The sequence below is a fragment of the Lysinibacillus sp. FSL P2-0066 genome, from assembly GCF_037969495.1.
Taxonomy (GTDB): domain Bacteria; phylum Bacillota; class Bacilli; order Bacillales_A; family Planococcaceae; genus Lysinibacillus; species Lysinibacillus boronitolerans.
Genome location: NZ_CP150202.1, coordinates 2420444 through 2435666, shown reverse-complemented (window position 1 = coordinate 2435666; position 15223 = coordinate 2420444). Strand labels below are relative to the sequence as shown.

Here is a 15223-nt window from a genome sequence, read left to right as displayed (position 1 = left end):
TGAAGGAATATGGACAAGAAAGAGCGCTTAGAAGTAGTTAATAATCTTATTAAATTCATTTCAGAACGTGGTCGCCGTTTCTTCTATTCAGGTTCAAATAACCGAACAGCTTCTATGATTTTGAAAAACAATCGAGTTTATATAGTGGACCATAGAACAGGTGAAGAAATTTATGCATACGAAGGATTCTCGCATAAAGGTTTTTCTCACGGTGGCACAATGTGGGCGATGAATCTGAACTAGAGGAACTGACAGAAGAAGCGAAACCTGTTTCAGAAGTGTACGCAGCAGTACGTATGGCACTTGGAACAAATGAAGATGGAAACTTAATGGATATGAACTTTGTATTTACGCAGTTAGAAAAACATGAAGAAATGACAGTGCTTTGGGAAGGCAGTCTATCATAATCAATCTTGAAACATTTTGTTCAGCAAAAGGCGGTGAAAAAATGATTAAATTACTTTCCCTTTTTGGCGGTATAGGAGCAGATGCAAAGGCGCTGAAAAATATGGGTGTCGAGTATAAATTAATTGATTATGTTGAGTGGAAACAAAATAGGGTTAAGGCATATAACGCAATGAATCCGCATCGGTATGAACAACAAAATGTGGTTGGTTGGAATTTACGCCCTGATATTTTAGTCCATGGTTCACCTTGTCAGGACAACAGTCGTAGCAATGCTAATCGAAAAGATGCAAAAAAGGGTTCTCGTTCCGAATTAATGCTCGAAACTCTCCGTATTATCGCTGAAATGGGTGAGTGGAAGCCGAAAGTGGTTATTTGGGAGAACGTGAAGGGTGTACTGGATAAGGGTGTCATGCCTATCTTTAATAACTACTTACAAGAAATGAACAAACTAGGCTACACCAATTCATTTGAAATATTAAATGCTATGGATTTTGGAATACCGCAATCGAGAGAGCGTGTTTTTTGTATATCAATTTTAGGCGGCATAGCTTTCGATTTTTCTAAACTTGAAAAGCGACAACTGCGCCATATAAACGAATTTTTAGAAGATGATGTGACGGACGAGCGATACATGATAAATATTCCATCAATGCTTAGTCGTTTGAAGGACCTAGCAACACCAGAACAAGTTGAAGCAGCTAAGAAAAAACACCGTTTTATCGAAACTATTGATAGTTATTGTACGACAATCACAGAGCGTCAAGATCGGTGTCCAAATGCAGGGGTAGTAAAGGTAGCAGAAAAACAGTATCGATATTTAACAGAGCGTGAATGTTGGCGCTTGATGGGCTTCGATGATAAAGATTTCGAATTTGATGCTTAGAGAGTTTCCTATTAAGACAGGCCTACATGCAACACTATACGCACTGGCTGGAAACAGCATTGTTGTACAAGTATTAGAAGCTATTTTCAAGGTCATTATTAAAGAAGATTATGCAACAGATTTAGTTGCAGATAAAACAGGTCATCTCCAGCTGATTTGTTAGTCCGATTCGAAAGATTTTGTACAGCAAGGAGGGATTAATATGTCTGAAAATGAACTTTATGATTTTATAAAAGAGCTACAAGGTAGTAGTGTAGAACTTTATAGTTTTGTAGCAGAAAACTGTGATGAAAATTTAACAGAGGATGAAATTGACGACTTGGTATCTGACCTAGAATCAGACAGTTTAAGTTTAAGAGAATTTGTAATTAGAGCATTAGAAGATTAAATTTATTGAACAATATGAGGATTTAACGAAAAAAATAGAGCGATTATAATATCGCTCTAAAAAACTCATAAAATCCCATGTTCATTGGGATAGCCCAAATAAAGAATCCAAGAAGGGCAATTGGACCAAGTAAGAAATTATAAATCTTTGTCGGCAAAATATTACCCAATAGGATTTTATAAATCATTGCACATCCTATCATTACAACTAGCAGTAAGATCATTGGTAGTATAAAAAACCACAGACTTCCGGCGCTCAATATTTCTGTAAATATGTCCATTGAATTACCTCGTTATGTATTTTATGTAAATTATAACATAGAAAAAGCCGCAGCGTCGTCACACGCTACAGCTTGCTAGTGAACAAAAGTAGAAACTGCTATGAATCGGAATTAATTATCAATCAATTTTAGAGAAATTCATAACAGTTACAATCACCATTTACAAAATTGTTTGTTTTTATACAGAAATATAAAAATTATCCAAAAGTATATAAGGGTCACTTGGGATAGTAGTGACCCTAAGTAACAAATAGGGAGGTGCCAAGTTAAACTAGTTTAGCTTAACACTATTATTTATATGCTAAGGAAACTTGGGTTTTATAGTTTATTGCCTTTTGAAGAATAAAAAACTGCAGCGTGATCAGACGCTACAGCTCGAATTGGTTTATGCCCTTTGATGGCTTGTCAGATAAGTCATTATACCACAACTTAGGAGGGCAAACCTATGTTAAAAGGGCAAACAACAGTTACGAAGAGAATTTACTTCAGTGGATTGAGAATTATCGATGGATGGTTGAAACCATTGAGGAAGCACGACAGCCAGTAGCGAAAGTTGATAACAATAGCTACATTGGGGCTAAAACGGCTATGTATGGGATTGAGGCAACATTGCCAAAGGCTAGTGGAGGCACAAGTGATCCAGTATTTACAGAAGTTCAACGTCGCGTATACTCGCTAAATTATCGAATTAAGGAATATGAGCAAAAGATTGCAGAGGTGCAAAAGCGTATTTTGTTAGTACATGGAGATAGAGAAATTGAGGTGCTTCATAGATTGCTTGATGGGAATAGTATGCGAGCGATTGGTAAGCACATGAAACTTTCAAGTACAACAATTTTTAGAGTAAGAAATAATATATTAAAACAGATGATAGAACAATAAAGTAAAAAAGCATTAAATAATTTAAAGGTTTGGAAATCTATATTAAATAGGTTTCACAAGCCTTTTAATTTGTAAACTAATTTTAGTAGGGTCATAGAAAATTATGGTATAAAATATAAAGTAGAGAGTCCAGGAATAAAAGGAGGATTAATCAAGATGGATAAAATAATTATAGAACATTTAGCTTGTTTGGAAATAAATCGTATTATTCTACTAGAGCCTTATAAATTGGTGAGTGAAGTACAGTTTAATGATAAAACCCCCTGCTTTGATGGAGAAATCTATGTTTACAATTCAAATGAAATAAAGAAGGAAAATATAGAAGACAGTGTAAAAGTACAAATTAAAGGGACAACTTTATTTAAGAAAATTAAAATTGATAGTAAGATAACTCATCCTATAAATAAATCAGATTTAGAAATTTACAAAAAAACGGGGAAAGGTGTTCTATATTTAGTAGTTACAATAAATAAAAAAAATAATAAGATGCAATCTTTTTATTATTCAATGACTCCACTTGAAATCGAAAGGTTGTTAGGTGTAATTGAAAGAAAAAAACAAAATTCTTTATCAGTCGATTTTAAAATGTTAAAAGACGGGGATTTAGAATACATATGTAGGAAACATATAAAAAATGTAAGAAAACAACCAAGTAATTTTATTGAACTGGGAAATAGAAAAGAATACGAAAAATATAAAATTGAATATGATGTGGCACCTAGTGAGGTAAATAATTTTAACTTGTTTGATAATGTAGCATATGTTTACGGAATAGAAGGTGATGTTGAATATCCTATTGAAGCAATAATACCTGAAGTAATAAACTTTTCTACAGAGGAGACAATAACTCTTTCGGGAAAAGAAACAAATGTAAAGTATAATTTAACAGAATCTAACAATGAAATTACGCTTTTAGTTGAAGATACACTAAAATTTAGTCTATCAAAGAAAAATAAAACTGGAAATATAAAGATGGGTAGGTTAAAAACTATTAGTTCTTATTTAATTTCATTGAAAGTACTAAAGTATATATTAGAAAATAATAAATTTCCCTTTGAAATATATAATATTACGGCCTCTATTAATGAAATTGAAAACTTTCAAAAGCTTGATGATGATATTGTAAAATACAGTGAAATGCAGAGTGTTTGCGAGAGAATAGGTATTAGTAGTGAATATCAGTTCAATCAAAATGAAGATATAGAACAGTTATTTAATGGAATACACGATATTTTTATTAATAAGAACTATAAAGCAATAAACTATAATGCTATTAATGGTGATTCGGATATTGAATCAAATAGTATACAACGATTGAAATTGTCAAATTATATCACTTTGTTGCTATTTAAAGATAGTAAAGACGACCTATTTTACAATATATTTGATAAAAACATATTTGACAGGATGGCTGCATTTATACCTAAAAATTCTGGGGAGTTTAATCCTAATTCAGATGATTATTATAAAGTAAGTATATATAGTTCTGCCAAAATACAAGATTTATTTACTTTAACTAACTTTGATTTTGAGATTTATGAAAAGTCATTTAGCTTAGATAAGCATGATAAATCACTAGAATTTAATAATCAAATTGCTATAGATCTAATTACTGTTTACGATGAAATAAAAGATCATAGATTTCTGAATTTAGCAGAAACATTATTAAATGGATTAATCGAAACTAGGCAAGATAACGTTATTTATAGAATGAACTTACTTCAAATAAAAAGACGAAATTTAAAACCATTTGAGAAACATGAAGAAGATTTTTTATATGATATTTTAGAAAAAGAAAATGATCAGATTAAAAAATTTGTAGTAAATGTTATTTTAGGTTTGAAAACGCCTGCAGAAAGACTATTGGATAAAATGGATGTTACTAATAAAGCAGAGGTTATGGGATGGCCTATATATAATTTATATCTAGAATTATTAAAAAGATAACAGGAATAGAATTGTAATTTGGAACAAATGTAACAAAAGGAACAAATGGAAAACATCTAGCATGTTTTGTGATAGGAAAAATTTGATGTAAACTCGGAGGTAGGTCGGTGCGGTAAAGGTTTCCTCCCTTGGTATTTATCAAAACCTAAATATTAGGGAAAGACAGACCGACGACCGACCCGCGCCGAGCAAACTTGTTCGGAGCAAGACATACATGGCCGGTCCATATTTTTTAAGAGATATAGGGAATAGGCAAATAAAACTGAAGGAGTGGTTACTATGTGAACTTCGTCCACTTTCCATAATTTCAGTCAAACTTACTACATCAACAAGTGCACGGAAATGCACTATAAAACTAGAACACAATTCGTTACAAAATAACGTGGTACGCTCTGCCACGAGTCGGAAAAGAGCACTCGATAAATAGGATTCCACAATAGAAAAAAGCCTTCATCAACGCGATGGGTCTTTTTTGTTATGTTTTATATTTCTTTTAATGAGAATACATTCCATTTATCCTATTATGTATATAGGTATATTGGAGGGGGGTTAAAGATGCTTAGAATGTTCGAGATGAATGATGTGGAAGTGAAAATATTAGAAGAAGTTAAAAATGGAAGAACAGAATTCCTTTTTAGTAACAAAATTAATGATATGCCAAAAGAAGAACTACAAGGGATATACATGTTAATAAGCTTCGGGTATATACAAGGAGAAGATTATTCTGATGAAGACAAATTAGGATATATCAATCTAACCTTAACAGATAAAGGTAAGTGTTGTTTTGTGGATGGGGAAGGAATTGAAAATTACTATTAAAGAAAGTTAAAGAATCAATAATAAATACATAAGTCTGGACTTACCCCTGTCAAGTAGACAGCTTTAAAAAAGACTAAGCAGCCATCTGGTGTCGATATTCTATCGGTGCCAGGTGGTTGAGTCGTTTTTGGAAGCGTTGGAAGTTATAAAAGTAGATGTATTGCTCAACGGCTTGCCTCACTGCTTCTTCCGTATTATCGTGTAAAAGATACAAACACTCGCTTTTAAAGTGCGAGAAGAACGACTCGATACAAGCGTTATCATGGCAGTTTCCTTTGCGAGAATGACTGCCAATCATGCCAAGTTTTCTTACGGTCTGATGATACTTAATCGATGTGTATTGGAAGCCCTGATCCGAATGGATGATGCTTCGGTACACCTTTCTTTTTGCCGTCAATTCCTGTAGTGTGTCCATGACTAATTCTAAATCGTTACGCTCACTAATTTTCCAGGCGACAATTTCGTTGTTATATAAATCTTGTACAGCTGATAGGTAGAGAAAACCATTTTTCGTCGGTAAATATGTAATATCTGTCACGAGCACCTCATTTTCTACACGCTCCTTAAAATTACGCGCCAGCACATTATCAAATACACGTGATAGTCGATTTCCCCATATACGATGCTTTTTACGGATAATCGATTGAATACCCAACTCACTCATTAATCGATAGACCTTCTTATGATTCACATGAAATCCTTTGTCTCGTAAAGCGATTTTCATACGAGGATAACCATACATTTTATGCGTTTGATGAATCGCTAAAATATGCTCCTTTAAAAGGATATCATCACGTTTACGTAACGATACCTTGCCATTTTTAAGCCATCTATAATAACCTGAACGTTCAACTTTCGCCATTTCAGTGAGCCATGTAATCGAATACCGATCTTTCATTTCTTCGATAATATGATAACGGTCTGGATAAGTGGGCATTCCTCCATTTACAGATTTGGATACTGCTTTTTTAAGTATTCTACCTGTGCCTTATAGTAATCACGTTCTTCTTCTACAGTTTTAAAGTGGGTACGTTTTCCTTTTAACGGATTCTTCACACCTTTCGCTCCAGAACCCGTAGATGGAAGGCGATTAAAGGCTTCAATTGATCCAACTTCTTTAAATTTTTTCACCCAGGCCTTCACTTGTGAAACATTGCGAATTTCATATCGATCCGCAATCTTTTGCATACTTTCATTGCTCGTTAAATAGGCTTGTACAATTTCTAACTTCAATTCATTTGAATACGTATTATTTTTTCGCGACATAGAGAAAATCCCCTTTAAGTAAAATGTTTATCTACAGCGTACTGTAGGTTTTTTAACATTGTCTACTTAAAGGGGATAATATCAGTCACGCTCAATATGGGTTGTGGCTTTTTCTTTTGCTTTGAAAACTGCATCAAACAGCCATACAAATAAAATGGACTGGTTTACGGGTGACCGAGTATCTCAGGAACATTAGATACCAAAGAGCACTGGCATGTACTAGTAACCAATAGGGCGGAGTTTGGTGTGGTTTTGAGAGCAAAAAGTTATTACATATATTTCATCTTCTAGGTTATGATTGGATTACGACAGGAGGTGATGATAATGAATAAGTTCGGAATACAGGTATATCTAACAGAAGGTGAAATATTGCCTTATATTGAAGTGGAAATTGAAGGCGATAGCTCTTTAAGTGCCTTAAGTTATCTGTTTGGCGACTCTACTAACGAATTTTTAATATATTCTTTCTTAGAAGGACAAACTAGTTTTGTTGCTAGAGATAAAATAAAGAAAATAGATATTAATAAATACTAACATCCTTCGGGGTGTTTTTATTTTGCCCCTGAAAAGTGAGTATCGAGTAGTTTCCTCCCCTTTAGCTGCTGGGCAACGGTACTTACTTTTGAGAGTGAAATACACATTACAATTCATTTCCAATTAACTTATAATAATGGTTAAAGGAGGATGAGACAATGGCTAATGATTCAATTAAACAAATACATTTATATGGACATGACTTTGAATATGCTGAAATCGAAAAAATACCATTTTCAAAAGAGGTTAGGGTACAAGTGAACTATTTAGGTTACCCAGAAAGAATTGGAATCGGCAGTGGAGAGACTGTCGAAAAAGCCGTTGAGAACACAGTAAAAAAGATATTAGAGACAACTCCATTAGATGCAGCAAAAATTTTATTCGATTGAATTAATTGACGTCATAACGACGTCTTTTTTTACTTTACAAAAGCAACTAGCATAATGAGGTGATTACAAAACAAACAAATGATGATGGAGGTGGTGGTGTATGAGATATGGCTAGACCAAGAAATCCGAAGCGTGACGAAGCTTTTCAAATGTGGCTTGAAAGCAAAGGGCAAATGCTCCTAAAGGATATTGCTGAGCAGTTAGAATTATCCGATTCACAGATTAGAAAGTGGAAGAACCAAGATAAATGGGACGACCAATTGAAAGGTAACGTTACTAAATCCAATGGTAACGTTACTAAACGAAGTAGAGGTGCTCCTGCAGGTAACAATAATGCAAAGGGGCATGGTGCACCTAAGCAAAATCAGAACGCTGTTACTCATGGCTTCTTCTCAAAGTTTCTCCCAGAGGAAACACTTGAAATCATGGAAGCGATGAATGAACGTTCTCCAGCCGATTTAATCTGGGACCAAATACAGATACAGTATGCTGCAATCATAAGGGCTCAACGAATTACGCATGTTGAATCAAAAGACGAAATCATAAAGGAACTCAAAAAAGCAAAATACGAATACTATCCACGTTCTAAGGAGGATGGTGGAGGCGTAGAGCAGGCTGTAACTGAAGAAGAATATGAATTCCAATTTGCATGGGAACGACAGGCGCAACTACTCACTGCTCAATCGAGAGCAATTGGGGAGTTGCGTTCTTCGTCAATTTGTTGAGATGGCGGATTATGATGATGAACGCAGGATCAAACTGGAACAGATGCAGCTTAACATGGAGAAAACAAAAGCAGACATCGTACTATCGGAAATCGCTATTCGTAAAGAAAATGGTGATTACGAAGATGAGTTCGAAGATGATGGCTTCCTAGAGGCGCTGAAGGGAACGGAAGTGGATTGGGATGAGTAAACGGAAGAAACCCGCTCTATTCAAATTCAAGCCGTTTAGCAAGAAACAACTCAAAGTACTCAAATGGTGGCAATCTGATTCCCCTCACAAGGATAAAAATGGCCTTATTTGTGATGGTTCTGTTCGTGCTGGGAAAACAATCGTTATGTCTCTATCGTTCGTTATGTGGGCAATGGAAACGTTTGATGATGAAAACCTTGGTATGGCCGGTAAAACAATCGGTTCGTTCAGGCGTAACGTTTTCAAACCTTTGAAGCGGATGCTGCAGTCCCGTGGTTATAAAGTAAAAGAATATCGTTCAGAAAATATGTTCACTGTCACTCGAAATGGCAAGGTGAACTATTTTTATATTTTCGGTGGAAGAGATGAGGTGTCACAGGATCTTATCCAAGGGATTACACTCGCTGGAATGTTCTTTGACGAAGTAGCCCTTATGCCTCAATCATTTGTTAACTAAGCAACTGCTCGATGTTCTGTTGATGGAGCTAAGTTTTGGTTTAACTGTAACCCAGCTGGTCCTTACCATTGGTTCAAATTAGAGTACTTAGATCAACTAGAAGATAAGAACATGCTACATCTGCACTTTACGATGGATGATAACCTTTCGTTATCACAGCGTATTAAAGACCGGTACAAGCGCATGTATAAAGGTGTGTTTTATAAACGTTTCATCCTTGGTTTATGGGTGCTGGCAGAGGGCGTTATCTACGACATGTTTGATAAGAAATTGCATGCAGTCGAGACGATACCACGTAACTATACGAAATACTATGTCAGTGTCGACTACGGCACTCAGAACCCTACAACATTCGGTCTGTGGGGCTTTTTTGATGCAGTTTGGTACAAGGTTAAAGAATATCATTATGACGGCCGTAAGAGGAGTAAACAAAAGACGGACCAAGAGTATTATAAAGACTTATTAGACTTCATTGAGAGTATTCAAAACTTCCAAGGTGTTATTGTTGACCCGTCCGCTTCTTCGTTTATCACACTTCTAAAACAGAATGGTATACGTGTGATAAAGGCGAAAAATGATGTGTTAGAAGGTATTAGAAATGTTGGCAATGCGCTTATTAATGGTTTAATCAAGTATAACGATTGCTGTAAAGAAACCTTTCGTGAGTTTTCGTCTTACATTTGGGATGAAAAAGCGGCAGATCGTGGAGAGGATAAGCCAGTAAAACATAATGATCACCAGATGGATAGTGATAGATATTTTGTTAACACAGTCGTATTTAAAAAAGGTAGTTTATCCGTTCTAAAGTGAGGTGATTAAATGCTAATTGAGGATTTATATAGACCACGTTGGCATGAACAGATGGATGAGGTGATAAAACGAATGGTGGAAAGCGTTATTAAAAATGAACAAGTGTTGCTTAATGAGATAAAGGAGTGGGAGGATTCTCCTAAACGGAAGCTCATGTTAACGGGTGATAGGTATTACAAAAATAAGATGGACATTGAAGAAAAGAAGCGGGATGCAGAGTGGAAGTCCAACTTAAAGCTGATACATGGCTACGTGAAGAAACTTGTTGATCAAAAGATTGGCTATGTTCTGTCGAAGCAACCTTCAGTCACTAGTGAAAATGAAGGTTATCAGAAAAAGTTAGATGACATATTTGATGCTGGCATGATTAACCGCTTGCGTAAAGTAGGAAAAGAGGCAATTAACAAAGGTGTTGCTTACTTGTATCCTTACTTTAATGAAGTTGGGGAGCTTAGCTTTATGCGTTTCCCATCCGAGCAGATCATATCGTTTTATGCTGACTCTGAAAATATGAAAATTGAGTCTTTCTTAAGAGTATACGAAAACAATCATTATGAAGGTACGACCAAAAAGACGTTGAAAAAGGTTGAACATTATCATAGTGATGGGATTGATCACTACGTATTTGAAGGTTCGACACTCATCCCAGATGTTCCAGCGGGAGGAAAACAAGGCTATCACTTTTTATTAGGTGATCAACCGGTGTTATGGGAAAAGATACCCCTTATTCATTTCAGGTATAACGAAGAAGAGCAGCCTTTGATTGAGCTAATTAAATCACTCGTCGACAATTACAATACACAAGCTTCGACAAATGCAGATGTGCTTGCGGATATTCCTAATATCTATAAACTCATTAACTATGGTGGGGTCGATTTAAAAGGGTTTCTCCACGATCTTAATGTCTATCGTGCGGTCAAAATAGATGAAAATGGTGATGTTGATAAATTATCGGCTGAGATTCAAACTGAAGCTAATGAAAAAGAACTTGAACGTACACGCAGAACTATTTATGAGCTTGGCCGTGGTGTTGATACATTACATGAAAATTTGGGCAATGCATCAGGGGTGGCACTTAAATTCCGCTACAGTGATTTAGATATGGATTGCAACATTTTAGAAAGTGAAATGCAGTCGAGTATTGAGCACATGATGTGGTTCATTACACATTATTTGCAAATGATTGGAGAAGGTGATTTTACTGAAGAAAGAGTAAAATTTGTTTTTAATCGTGACATTATTATTAATGAAGTAGAAGCGGTTGAAATGTGTGAGAAGTCAGTAGGGATTATTGATAATCAAACAAACCGTGAAAATCATCCATGGTACACGCCAGAAGTTGAAGATAGGTTAGCCAAACAAAAAGCGGAAGAACAGAAAGAGATAGATGAGTATCAAGAGGCTTTGGAGAAACAGCGCCAGTTTCAAACGGAAGTGATTGACAATGAGTAAGTATTGGGAAAATCGTGCTGCACAACGTGAATAGGAATCACAGCTTATTCCCTCTCACTGTTGAAGCAAAGGAAGTGAAAGTAAATGGCTGAATTTATGACAGGAGAGATTCCTTTAAATTTTAAAACAAATCCATATAAGCGAGTGGAATGGGAGGACGATTTAACTGACCCCCAACACTGGTGAAGTGCTTGAAGAGGGCACAATTTTTTGGGCTGAATATGGAAACTATCTTGAGTGGGGCCTGTATAATGCGTACCGTTTTTTGATAGAACAAGCTCGCCAAATGCAACGTATGCAGATCCAGATGGAACTTGATGGCCGTGTCCCAAATAATGGTGGCACATTTGCAGATACATTAGATGGTAATAGGAATAAAATTATATTAGACAACACTTTGACAGACATTATTGAATCTGTGACTATTGGTACTACTGTTGTAAGTGGTTTTAAACAATTTTCACAAGTCACAATATTTGATGATGAACATAGTGAAGATGTGTTCATTGCAGCTGTGGGTACAAGCGCTATCGCAGTACAAGCTCTCAAAAATGCATATAAAAAAGGTGCTAAGATGGCTCGAAGTAACGTTTCAATAGATACAGTAAACACTGAAATGGGTGTAGGTAATTGGCAAACCTATAGATTAGAAATTGTGGAGGTGGTATAACTTGGTAACAAAGGCGTTTACATCTACGGAATCTACAAGTCGTTCCCAAACTCTTAAGATAACCATACCTAATTTAACTAAAGTCATATCAGTTAAGGCGAATACAGGTAATGCTGTCGTTACATCAATTAATGGAAACGAAGTTACGATTTCATTGTCGGGTGGTACGTACACAAGGAGTGAAAAAACAGGTGGTGATTATACACCAGCACAGACAAAAACAGGCGTTTCAGGTGGCTCTGTCAGTCCTGGTGGGAGTATACCTTCGACAACATCATATAGTGATGGGCAAGGCTTCAGCGGGACATTAAGCTTAAAATCTGTAATCGCGCATAGTGATGGTGGTTCTAACGGACGAATTTCTGCAGGTAGTTGTCCTGCAGTATTACCTAATACGGGCGGAGCGATTAAAACTTCGTATTGTACCTATAGCTATGAAGGTACTGTGACAAAACCTGCAGTGGATACCCGCACATATGCCTATTATTTTCAATATATCGTCACCGTGGATTATGAGGATAACAAGGCACCTACGGTAACTGTAACGGGACCGACTAATAATATAACCTTGTATGAAAATGACACATTAAACGTCACAGGTACGGCAATAGACCAAGATCCAGATCAATCGGTTACTGTTTATTATCAAATTAATGAAAATCCTAAAAGAGTATTAACAACTAATCTTAGCCAAATTCAAATTGACCTATCTAAACAGTTAATCTTTAAAGGTGGCAGATTGTATGATGGTGCGACAGTAATTACAGGAGCTTTAGTAGATGGGATAGCCCAAACATTAAAAGTCTGGGCTATAGATAGCAATGGTGCAGAGTCATCCGCAATAACACGAACATTTTATGTTGTACCAAATAGAGCACCTTTGTTAACAGTTGATCCCATTACACCAAGTGGCAGTAATAATAGCGATAAATTTAAAATTAAAGGTACAGCAGGCGATCCAGACGTGAATGCAAGTGTTAAAGTAACATACCGCATCAACACGGGAAATCCAGTTCAAATTTATAGTGGACCAGGTGGAACATGGGAACTTGAGATAACACTTAGTCAACTTGCTGTTGGTGAAAATACGATTGTGGTTGAGGTAATTGACAACTATAATGCTAAGACAAGTAAGACGATAAAACTTAATAAAAACACAGTGAAAACGCCTATTTTGCAATCAGTAGCGAGGTATAAGATTTCCCCTCCTAAAGGTTCAGCAAGAGGCGTTTTAATATGGGTTCAACGTGACGAGGAATTGGATTTAAAAGTTGAATTATCAATGACATTGGTTGGCGAGCAGGAGCAATATATATTACTTGAAGCAGACCCAGAAAAAATAGTACCAGTTAATGATGGGATTGTGGAAGATGAATACTACCATGAAACTGTAGAACCAAAGGACAATATCATCCTTAAATTAACCACAACTAGACCCAACATAAATATTGACAATAAAGTTTATTTAATTATGGGGGTGGTTGAATAATGCAAAGACGTAGAAGATTACCTGATGGCTCATGGGGTCCGCTTGAAAAAGTGGGTTCAATACCTACTACAGAAGATCAAGTAATGTCTTTAGGTGAACAACTGGCACAAGAAAAAATGAAGAATATACAAAAAAACCTCTTGATTAATAACTTAGGCTCGCAGCTAACACAACTGAAATTAGATGTAATTTCAATGAAGGGTGGTGGTGAATGATGGAGTTTTGGCAAATCGCTTTTATGTTCAAGTGGGTGACTGCTGAACAACTAAAAATTGCAGTAAAAACTGATGCAAATCCGTTCGGTGAAATTACGACTGAACAATACAAAGAAATAACGAAGCAAGATTTCAAGGCGCAAGTAGAAGCTTAGCGTTATTTTTTATGCCTTCACAGTTTGAGAAGGGCTTTTATATTGATTTCCGAGGTGAACTAATGGATGAACAACGTATTGGGAAGTTAGAACATGATATGACTGATGTGAAAACTCGCCTAGCCGTAGCTGAATCAAATATCAGGGAAATTAGAGAAGACATTGGTGGAATTAAAGATAATACAACTTGGATTTTAAGATTAGTTATTGGTGGACTAGTGGGAGCATTGTTGACCTTTATAATAAAAGGAGGAATGATTTAATATGAAAATCAATTGGAAAGTACGTTTAAAACACAAACCATTTTTAGCATCACTGTTCGCATTTTTGTTGTTATTAATTCAACAAGTAACAGCAGCATTTGGATACAGTTTACCAGAAGCGGTTGGTGAACAAGCCACTGCTATTTTTAATACTATTCTAAGCATTTTGATTTTGTTAGGTATTGTAATAGACCCAACAACTAGTGAGGTTAGTGATAGTGTACAAGCTTTAAAATACAAAAAACCAAAGGATGATGCTAAATGACTTACACCATTGAAAAACGCTTAATGTCAGGATTGCCAAATGAACGTTTAGATAGTGTTAAATATGTAATTGCTCATGAGTCTGGCAATCCAAATAATTGTGGACCGAACGCATTAGAAAATGAAATTGCTTATATGAATCGTAATAAAGCGAATGCATTCACTTCCCACTGGGTAGGTGGAGGAGGACGTATCGTGCAAATTGCGCCAGTTAATCGTGTTCAGTATGGTTGTGGTCCAAAAGGGAATCCACTTAGCTACGCACAGGTTGAGTTGGCTCGAACAAATGACAAAGAACAATTTAAAAAAGATTATGCAGCTTATATTTGGCTTTTGAGAGAACTTGCAAAAGAGGCAGGTATACCAGTTGTATTGGATGGGGCAGGTAAAGGTATCAAGTCACATCGATGGATTACTGACAATCTAAAAGGTACAACTCATAGAGATCCTTATGATTATTTAGCGAGTATGGGAATCTCCGAGGCACAATTCAAGCTAGACATTTTAAATGGCTTGGAGGAAGTAAAAGGGGCTCAAATTATAGAAGCTAAAGTTATGTTTAATGATACAAAAACTATTCCAGCTGTGATTATAGATGGTAGGACGCATGTTCAAGTACGTGATATTGCGGATTTTTTAAATTTAAAGCTTGTCTATAACAATGAAAGTAAAATAACAAAATTATACGAAGTAAAATGATAATATCAGCTCTCTTGTAATTCAAAGGCCCATTACCA

Annotated in this window: 23 protein-coding genes and 1 pseudogene; 21 read left to right on the top strand and 3 right to left on the bottom strand. The window is 35.8% G+C overall.

Features of this window, described 5'->3' with window-relative positions:
• Nucleotides 1-9 precede the first annotated feature (9 nt).
• From MKZ14_RS12085 to MKZ14_RS12065, 5 genes are read left to right on the top strand one after another with little or no spacing between them, the layout of a single operon-like run.
• Entirely contained in the window at nucleotides 10-243 is a 234-nt protein-coding gene (locus MKZ14_RS12085) for a hypothetical protein (protein ID WP_339279942.1), read from the top strand.
• A complete protein-coding gene (locus tag MKZ14_RS12080) occupies nucleotides 222-407 on the top strand; it encodes a hypothetical protein (RefSeq protein WP_339279941.1) in 186 nt (61 codons plus the stop codon). Before MKZ14_RS12085 ends, MKZ14_RS12080 begins: the two co-directional genes overlap by 22 nt.
• Before the next feature lie 41 nt (nucleotides 408-448).
• Entirely contained in the window at nucleotides 449-1291 is an 843-nt protein-coding gene (gene dcm, locus MKZ14_RS12075; RefSeq protein ID WP_339279940.1) for a DNA (cytosine-5-)-methyltransferase, read from the top strand.
• On the top strand, nucleotides 1284-1454 hold the full coding sequence (locus MKZ14_RS12070; RefSeq protein ID WP_339279939.1) for a hypothetical protein: 171 nt from the start codon (nucleotides 1284-1286) through the stop codon (nucleotides 1452-1454). Before dcm ends, MKZ14_RS12070 begins: the two co-directional genes overlap by 8 nt.
• A 39-nt stretch (nucleotides 1455-1493) precedes the next feature.
• On the top strand, nucleotides 1494-1679 hold the full coding sequence (locus MKZ14_RS12065; RefSeq protein WP_339279938.1) for a hypothetical protein: 186 nt from the start codon (nucleotides 1494-1496) through the stop codon (nucleotides 1677-1679).
• A gap of 43 nt (nucleotides 1680-1722) precedes the next feature.
• Here MKZ14_RS12065 and MKZ14_RS12060 read toward each other — a convergent pair whose 3' ends face one another.
• Nucleotides 1723-1959 carry a hypothetical protein gene (locus MKZ14_RS12060; protein WP_339279937.1) on the bottom strand — a complete coding sequence of 79 codons (237 nt, stop codon included), beginning with the start codon at nucleotides 1957-1959 and terminating at the stop codon, nucleotides 1723-1725.
• Between the two features lie 510 nt (nucleotides 1960-2469).
• On the opposite strand from MKZ14_RS12060, the gene MKZ14_RS12055 reads away from it, so the two are divergent.
• The 3 genes from MKZ14_RS12055 to MKZ14_RS12045 all read left to right on the top strand — a co-directional run bounded on the left by MKZ14_RS12055 (nucleotide 2470) and on the right by MKZ14_RS12045 (nucleotide 5607).
• A complete protein-coding gene (locus MKZ14_RS12055) occupies nucleotides 2470-2841 on the top strand; it encodes a LuxR C-terminal-related transcriptional regulator (RefSeq protein WP_339279936.1) in 372 nt (123 codons plus the stop codon).
• A gap of 156 nt (nucleotides 2842-2997) precedes the next feature.
• Nucleotides 2998-4788, top strand: coding sequence for a hypothetical protein (locus MKZ14_RS12050; protein ID WP_339279935.1), 1791 nt, complete (start codon nucleotides 2998-3000; stop codon nucleotides 4786-4788).
• A gap of 555 nt (nucleotides 4789-5343) precedes the next feature.
• Nucleotides 5344-5607: a hypothetical protein gene (locus tag MKZ14_RS12045; protein ID WP_339279934.1), complete on the top strand. Its 264-nt coding sequence runs from the start codon at nucleotides 5344-5346 to the stop codon at nucleotides 5605-5607.
• A 73-nt stretch (nucleotides 5608-5680) separates the two neighbouring features.
• Here the strand turns inward: MKZ14_RS12045 and MKZ14_RS12040 are convergent, their stop codons facing one another.
• Both MKZ14_RS12040 and MKZ14_RS12035 read right to left on the bottom strand, forming a co-directional pair.
• The gene (locus MKZ14_RS12040; protein ID WP_339279933.1) at nucleotides 5681-6544 is read right to left on the bottom strand and encodes an IS3 family transposase; all 864 of its coding nucleotides are present in this window, start codon (nucleotides 6542-6544) and stop codon (nucleotides 5681-5683) included.
• An 8-nt stretch (nucleotides 6545-6552) separates the two neighbouring features.
• Nucleotides 6553-6873: a helix-turn-helix domain-containing protein gene (locus MKZ14_RS12035; RefSeq protein ID WP_016995084.1), complete on the bottom strand. Its 321-nt coding sequence runs from the start codon at nucleotides 6871-6873 to the stop codon at nucleotides 6553-6555.
• Between the two features lie 324 nt (nucleotides 6874-7197).
• Between MKZ14_RS12035 and MKZ14_RS12030 the strand changes: the two genes are divergently transcribed.
• The 13 genes and pseudogenes from MKZ14_RS12030 to MKZ14_RS11970 all read left to right on the top strand — a co-directional run bounded on the left by MKZ14_RS12030 (nucleotide 7198) and on the right by MKZ14_RS11970 (nucleotide 15185).
• Nucleotides 7198-7407 carry a hypothetical protein gene (locus MKZ14_RS12030; RefSeq protein WP_339279931.1) on the top strand — a complete coding sequence of 70 codons (210 nt, stop codon included), beginning with the start codon at nucleotides 7198-7200 and terminating at the stop codon, nucleotides 7405-7407.
• 158 nt (nucleotides 7408-7565) lie between these two features.
• Complete coding sequence (locus MKZ14_RS12025; protein ID WP_339279929.1) at nucleotides 7566-7796, top strand: hypothetical protein; 231 nt, start codon at nucleotides 7566-7568, stop codon at nucleotides 7794-7796.
• Between the two features lie 107 nt (nucleotides 7797-7903).
• A complete protein-coding gene (gene terS, locus MKZ14_RS12020) occupies nucleotides 7904-8521 on the top strand; it encodes a phage terminase small subunit (protein WP_339279928.1) in 618 nt (205 codons plus the stop codon).
• Between the two features lie 55 nt (nucleotides 8522-8576).
• Nucleotides 8577-8711, top strand: coding sequence for a hypothetical protein (locus tag MKZ14_RS12015; RefSeq protein ID WP_333004202.1), 135 nt, complete (start codon nucleotides 8577-8579; stop codon nucleotides 8709-8711).
• A pseudogene (locus MKZ14_RS12010) lies at nucleotides 8704-9978 on the top strand (PBSX family phage terminase large subunit). The gene MKZ14_RS12015 and the pseudogene MKZ14_RS12010 overlap by 8 nt, the downstream one beginning before the upstream one ends.
• Before the next feature lie 9 nt (nucleotides 9979-9987).
• The gene (locus MKZ14_RS12005) at nucleotides 9988-11430 is read left to right on the top strand and encodes a phage portal protein (protein ID WP_339279927.1); all 1443 of its coding nucleotides are present in this window, start codon (nucleotides 9988-9990) and stop codon (nucleotides 11428-11430) included.
• Nucleotides 11431-11716: 286 nt separating this feature from the next.
• A complete protein-coding gene (locus MKZ14_RS12000; protein ID WP_339279925.1) occupies nucleotides 11717-12100 on the top strand; it encodes a hypothetical protein in 384 nt (127 codons plus the stop codon).
• 1 nt (nucleotide 12101) lies between these two features.
• Nucleotides 12102-13589, top strand: a complete 1488-nt coding sequence (locus tag MKZ14_RS11995; protein ID WP_339279924.1) for a hypothetical protein — start codon at nucleotides 12102-12104, stop codon at nucleotides 13587-13589.
• Complete coding sequence (locus MKZ14_RS11990; protein ID WP_259419503.1) at nucleotides 13589-13804, top strand: XkdW family protein; 216 nt, start codon at nucleotides 13589-13591, stop codon at nucleotides 13802-13804. Before MKZ14_RS11995 ends, MKZ14_RS11990 begins: the two co-directional genes overlap by 1 nt.
• Entirely contained in the window at nucleotides 13804-13959 is a 156-nt protein-coding gene (locus MKZ14_RS11985) for an XkdX family protein (RefSeq protein ID WP_339279923.1), read from the top strand. Before MKZ14_RS11990 ends, MKZ14_RS11985 begins: the two co-directional genes overlap by 1 nt.
• A 62-nt stretch (nucleotides 13960-14021) precedes the next feature.
• Complete coding sequence (locus MKZ14_RS11980) at nucleotides 14022-14222, top strand: hemolysin XhlA family protein (protein ID WP_112116168.1); 201 nt, start codon at nucleotides 14022-14024, stop codon at nucleotides 14220-14222.
• Between the two features lies 1 nt (nucleotide 14223).
• Nucleotides 14224-14487 carry a phage holin gene (locus MKZ14_RS11975; protein ID WP_259419501.1) on the top strand — a complete coding sequence of 88 codons (264 nt, stop codon included), beginning with the start codon at nucleotides 14224-14226 and terminating at the stop codon, nucleotides 14485-14487.
• Entirely contained in the window at nucleotides 14484-15185 is a 702-nt protein-coding gene (locus MKZ14_RS11970; protein ID WP_339279920.1) for a peptidoglycan recognition family protein, read from the top strand. Before MKZ14_RS11975 ends, MKZ14_RS11970 begins: the two co-directional genes overlap by 4 nt.
• Nucleotides 15186-15223: the final 38 nt, after the last annotated feature.

What these genes read in the sequence shown, in the direction of transcription:
- dcm (WP_339279940.1), top strand. Translation starts at nt 449, where the DNA reads ATGATTAAATTACTTTCCCTTTTTGGCGGTATAGGAGCAGATGCAAAG.
- MKZ14_RS12035 (WP_016995084.1), bottom strand. Translation starts at nt 6,873, where the DNA reads ATGTCGCGAAAAAATAATACGTATTCAAATGAATTGAAGTTAGAAATT.
- MKZ14_RS11990 (WP_259419503.1), top strand. Translation starts at nt 13,589, where the DNA reads ATGCAAAGACGTAGAAGATTACCTGATGGCTCATGGGGTCCGCTTGAA.
- MKZ14_RS11970 (WP_339279920.1), top strand. Translation starts at nt 14,484, where the DNA reads ATGACTTACACCATTGAAAAACGCTTAATGTCAGGATTGCCAAATGAA.
- MKZ14_RS12025 (WP_339279929.1), top strand. Translation starts at nt 7,566, where the DNA reads ATGGCTAATGATTCAATTAAACAAATACATTTATATGGACATGACTTT.
- MKZ14_RS12015 (WP_333004202.1), top strand. Translation starts at nt 8,577, where the DNA reads ATGGAGAAAACAAAAGCAGACATCGTACTATCGGAAATCGCTATTCGT.
- MKZ14_RS12070 (WP_339279939.1), top strand. Translation starts at nt 1,284, where the DNA reads ATGCTTAGAGAGTTTCCTATTAAGACAGGCCTACATGCAACACTATAC.
- MKZ14_RS12045 (WP_339279934.1), top strand. Translation starts at nt 5,344, where the DNA reads ATGCTTAGAATGTTCGAGATGAATGATGTGGAAGTGAAAATATTAGAA.
- MKZ14_RS11980 (WP_112116168.1), top strand. Translation starts at nt 14,022, where the DNA reads ATGGATGAACAACGTATTGGGAAGTTAGAACATGATATGACTGATGTG.
- MKZ14_RS12030 (WP_339279931.1), top strand. Translation starts at nt 7,198, where the DNA reads ATGAATAAGTTCGGAATACAGGTATATCTAACAGAAGGTGAAATATTG.
- MKZ14_RS12000 (WP_339279925.1), top strand. Translation starts at nt 11,717, where the DNA reads ATGCAACGTATGCAGATCCAGATGGAACTTGATGGCCGTGTCCCAAAT.
- MKZ14_RS12065 (WP_339279938.1), top strand. Translation starts at nt 1,494, where the DNA reads ATGTCTGAAAATGAACTTTATGATTTTATAAAAGAGCTACAAGGTAGT.
- MKZ14_RS12005 (WP_339279927.1), top strand. Translation starts at nt 9,988, where the DNA reads ATGCTAATTGAGGATTTATATAGACCACGTTGGCATGAACAGATGGAT.
- terS (WP_339279928.1), top strand. Translation starts at nt 7,904, where the DNA reads ATGGCTAGACCAAGAAATCCGAAGCGTGACGAAGCTTTTCAAATGTGG.
- MKZ14_RS12085 (WP_339279942.1), top strand. Translation starts at nt 10, where the DNA reads ATGGACAAGAAAGAGCGCTTAGAAGTAGTTAATAATCTTATTAAATTC.
- MKZ14_RS11985 (WP_339279923.1), top strand. Translation starts at nt 13,804, where the DNA reads ATGGAGTTTTGGCAAATCGCTTTTATGTTCAAGTGGGTGACTGCTGAA.
- MKZ14_RS11975 (WP_259419501.1), top strand. Translation starts at nt 14,224, where the DNA reads ATGAAAATCAATTGGAAAGTACGTTTAAAACACAAACCATTTTTAGCA.
- MKZ14_RS12060 (WP_339279937.1), bottom strand. Translation starts at nt 1,959, where the DNA reads ATGGACATATTTACAGAAATATTGAGCGCCGGAAGTCTGTGGTTTTTT.
- MKZ14_RS12050 (WP_339279935.1), top strand. Translation starts at nt 2,998, where the DNA reads ATGGATAAAATAATTATAGAACATTTAGCTTGTTTGGAAATAAATCGT.
- MKZ14_RS12055 (WP_339279936.1), top strand. Translation starts at nt 2,470, where the DNA reads ATGGTTGAAACCATTGAGGAAGCACGACAGCCAGTAGCGAAAGTTGAT.
- MKZ14_RS12040 (WP_339279933.1), bottom strand. Translation starts at nt 6,544, where the DNA reads ATGCCCACTTATCCAGACCGTTATCATATTATCGAAGAAATGAAAGAT.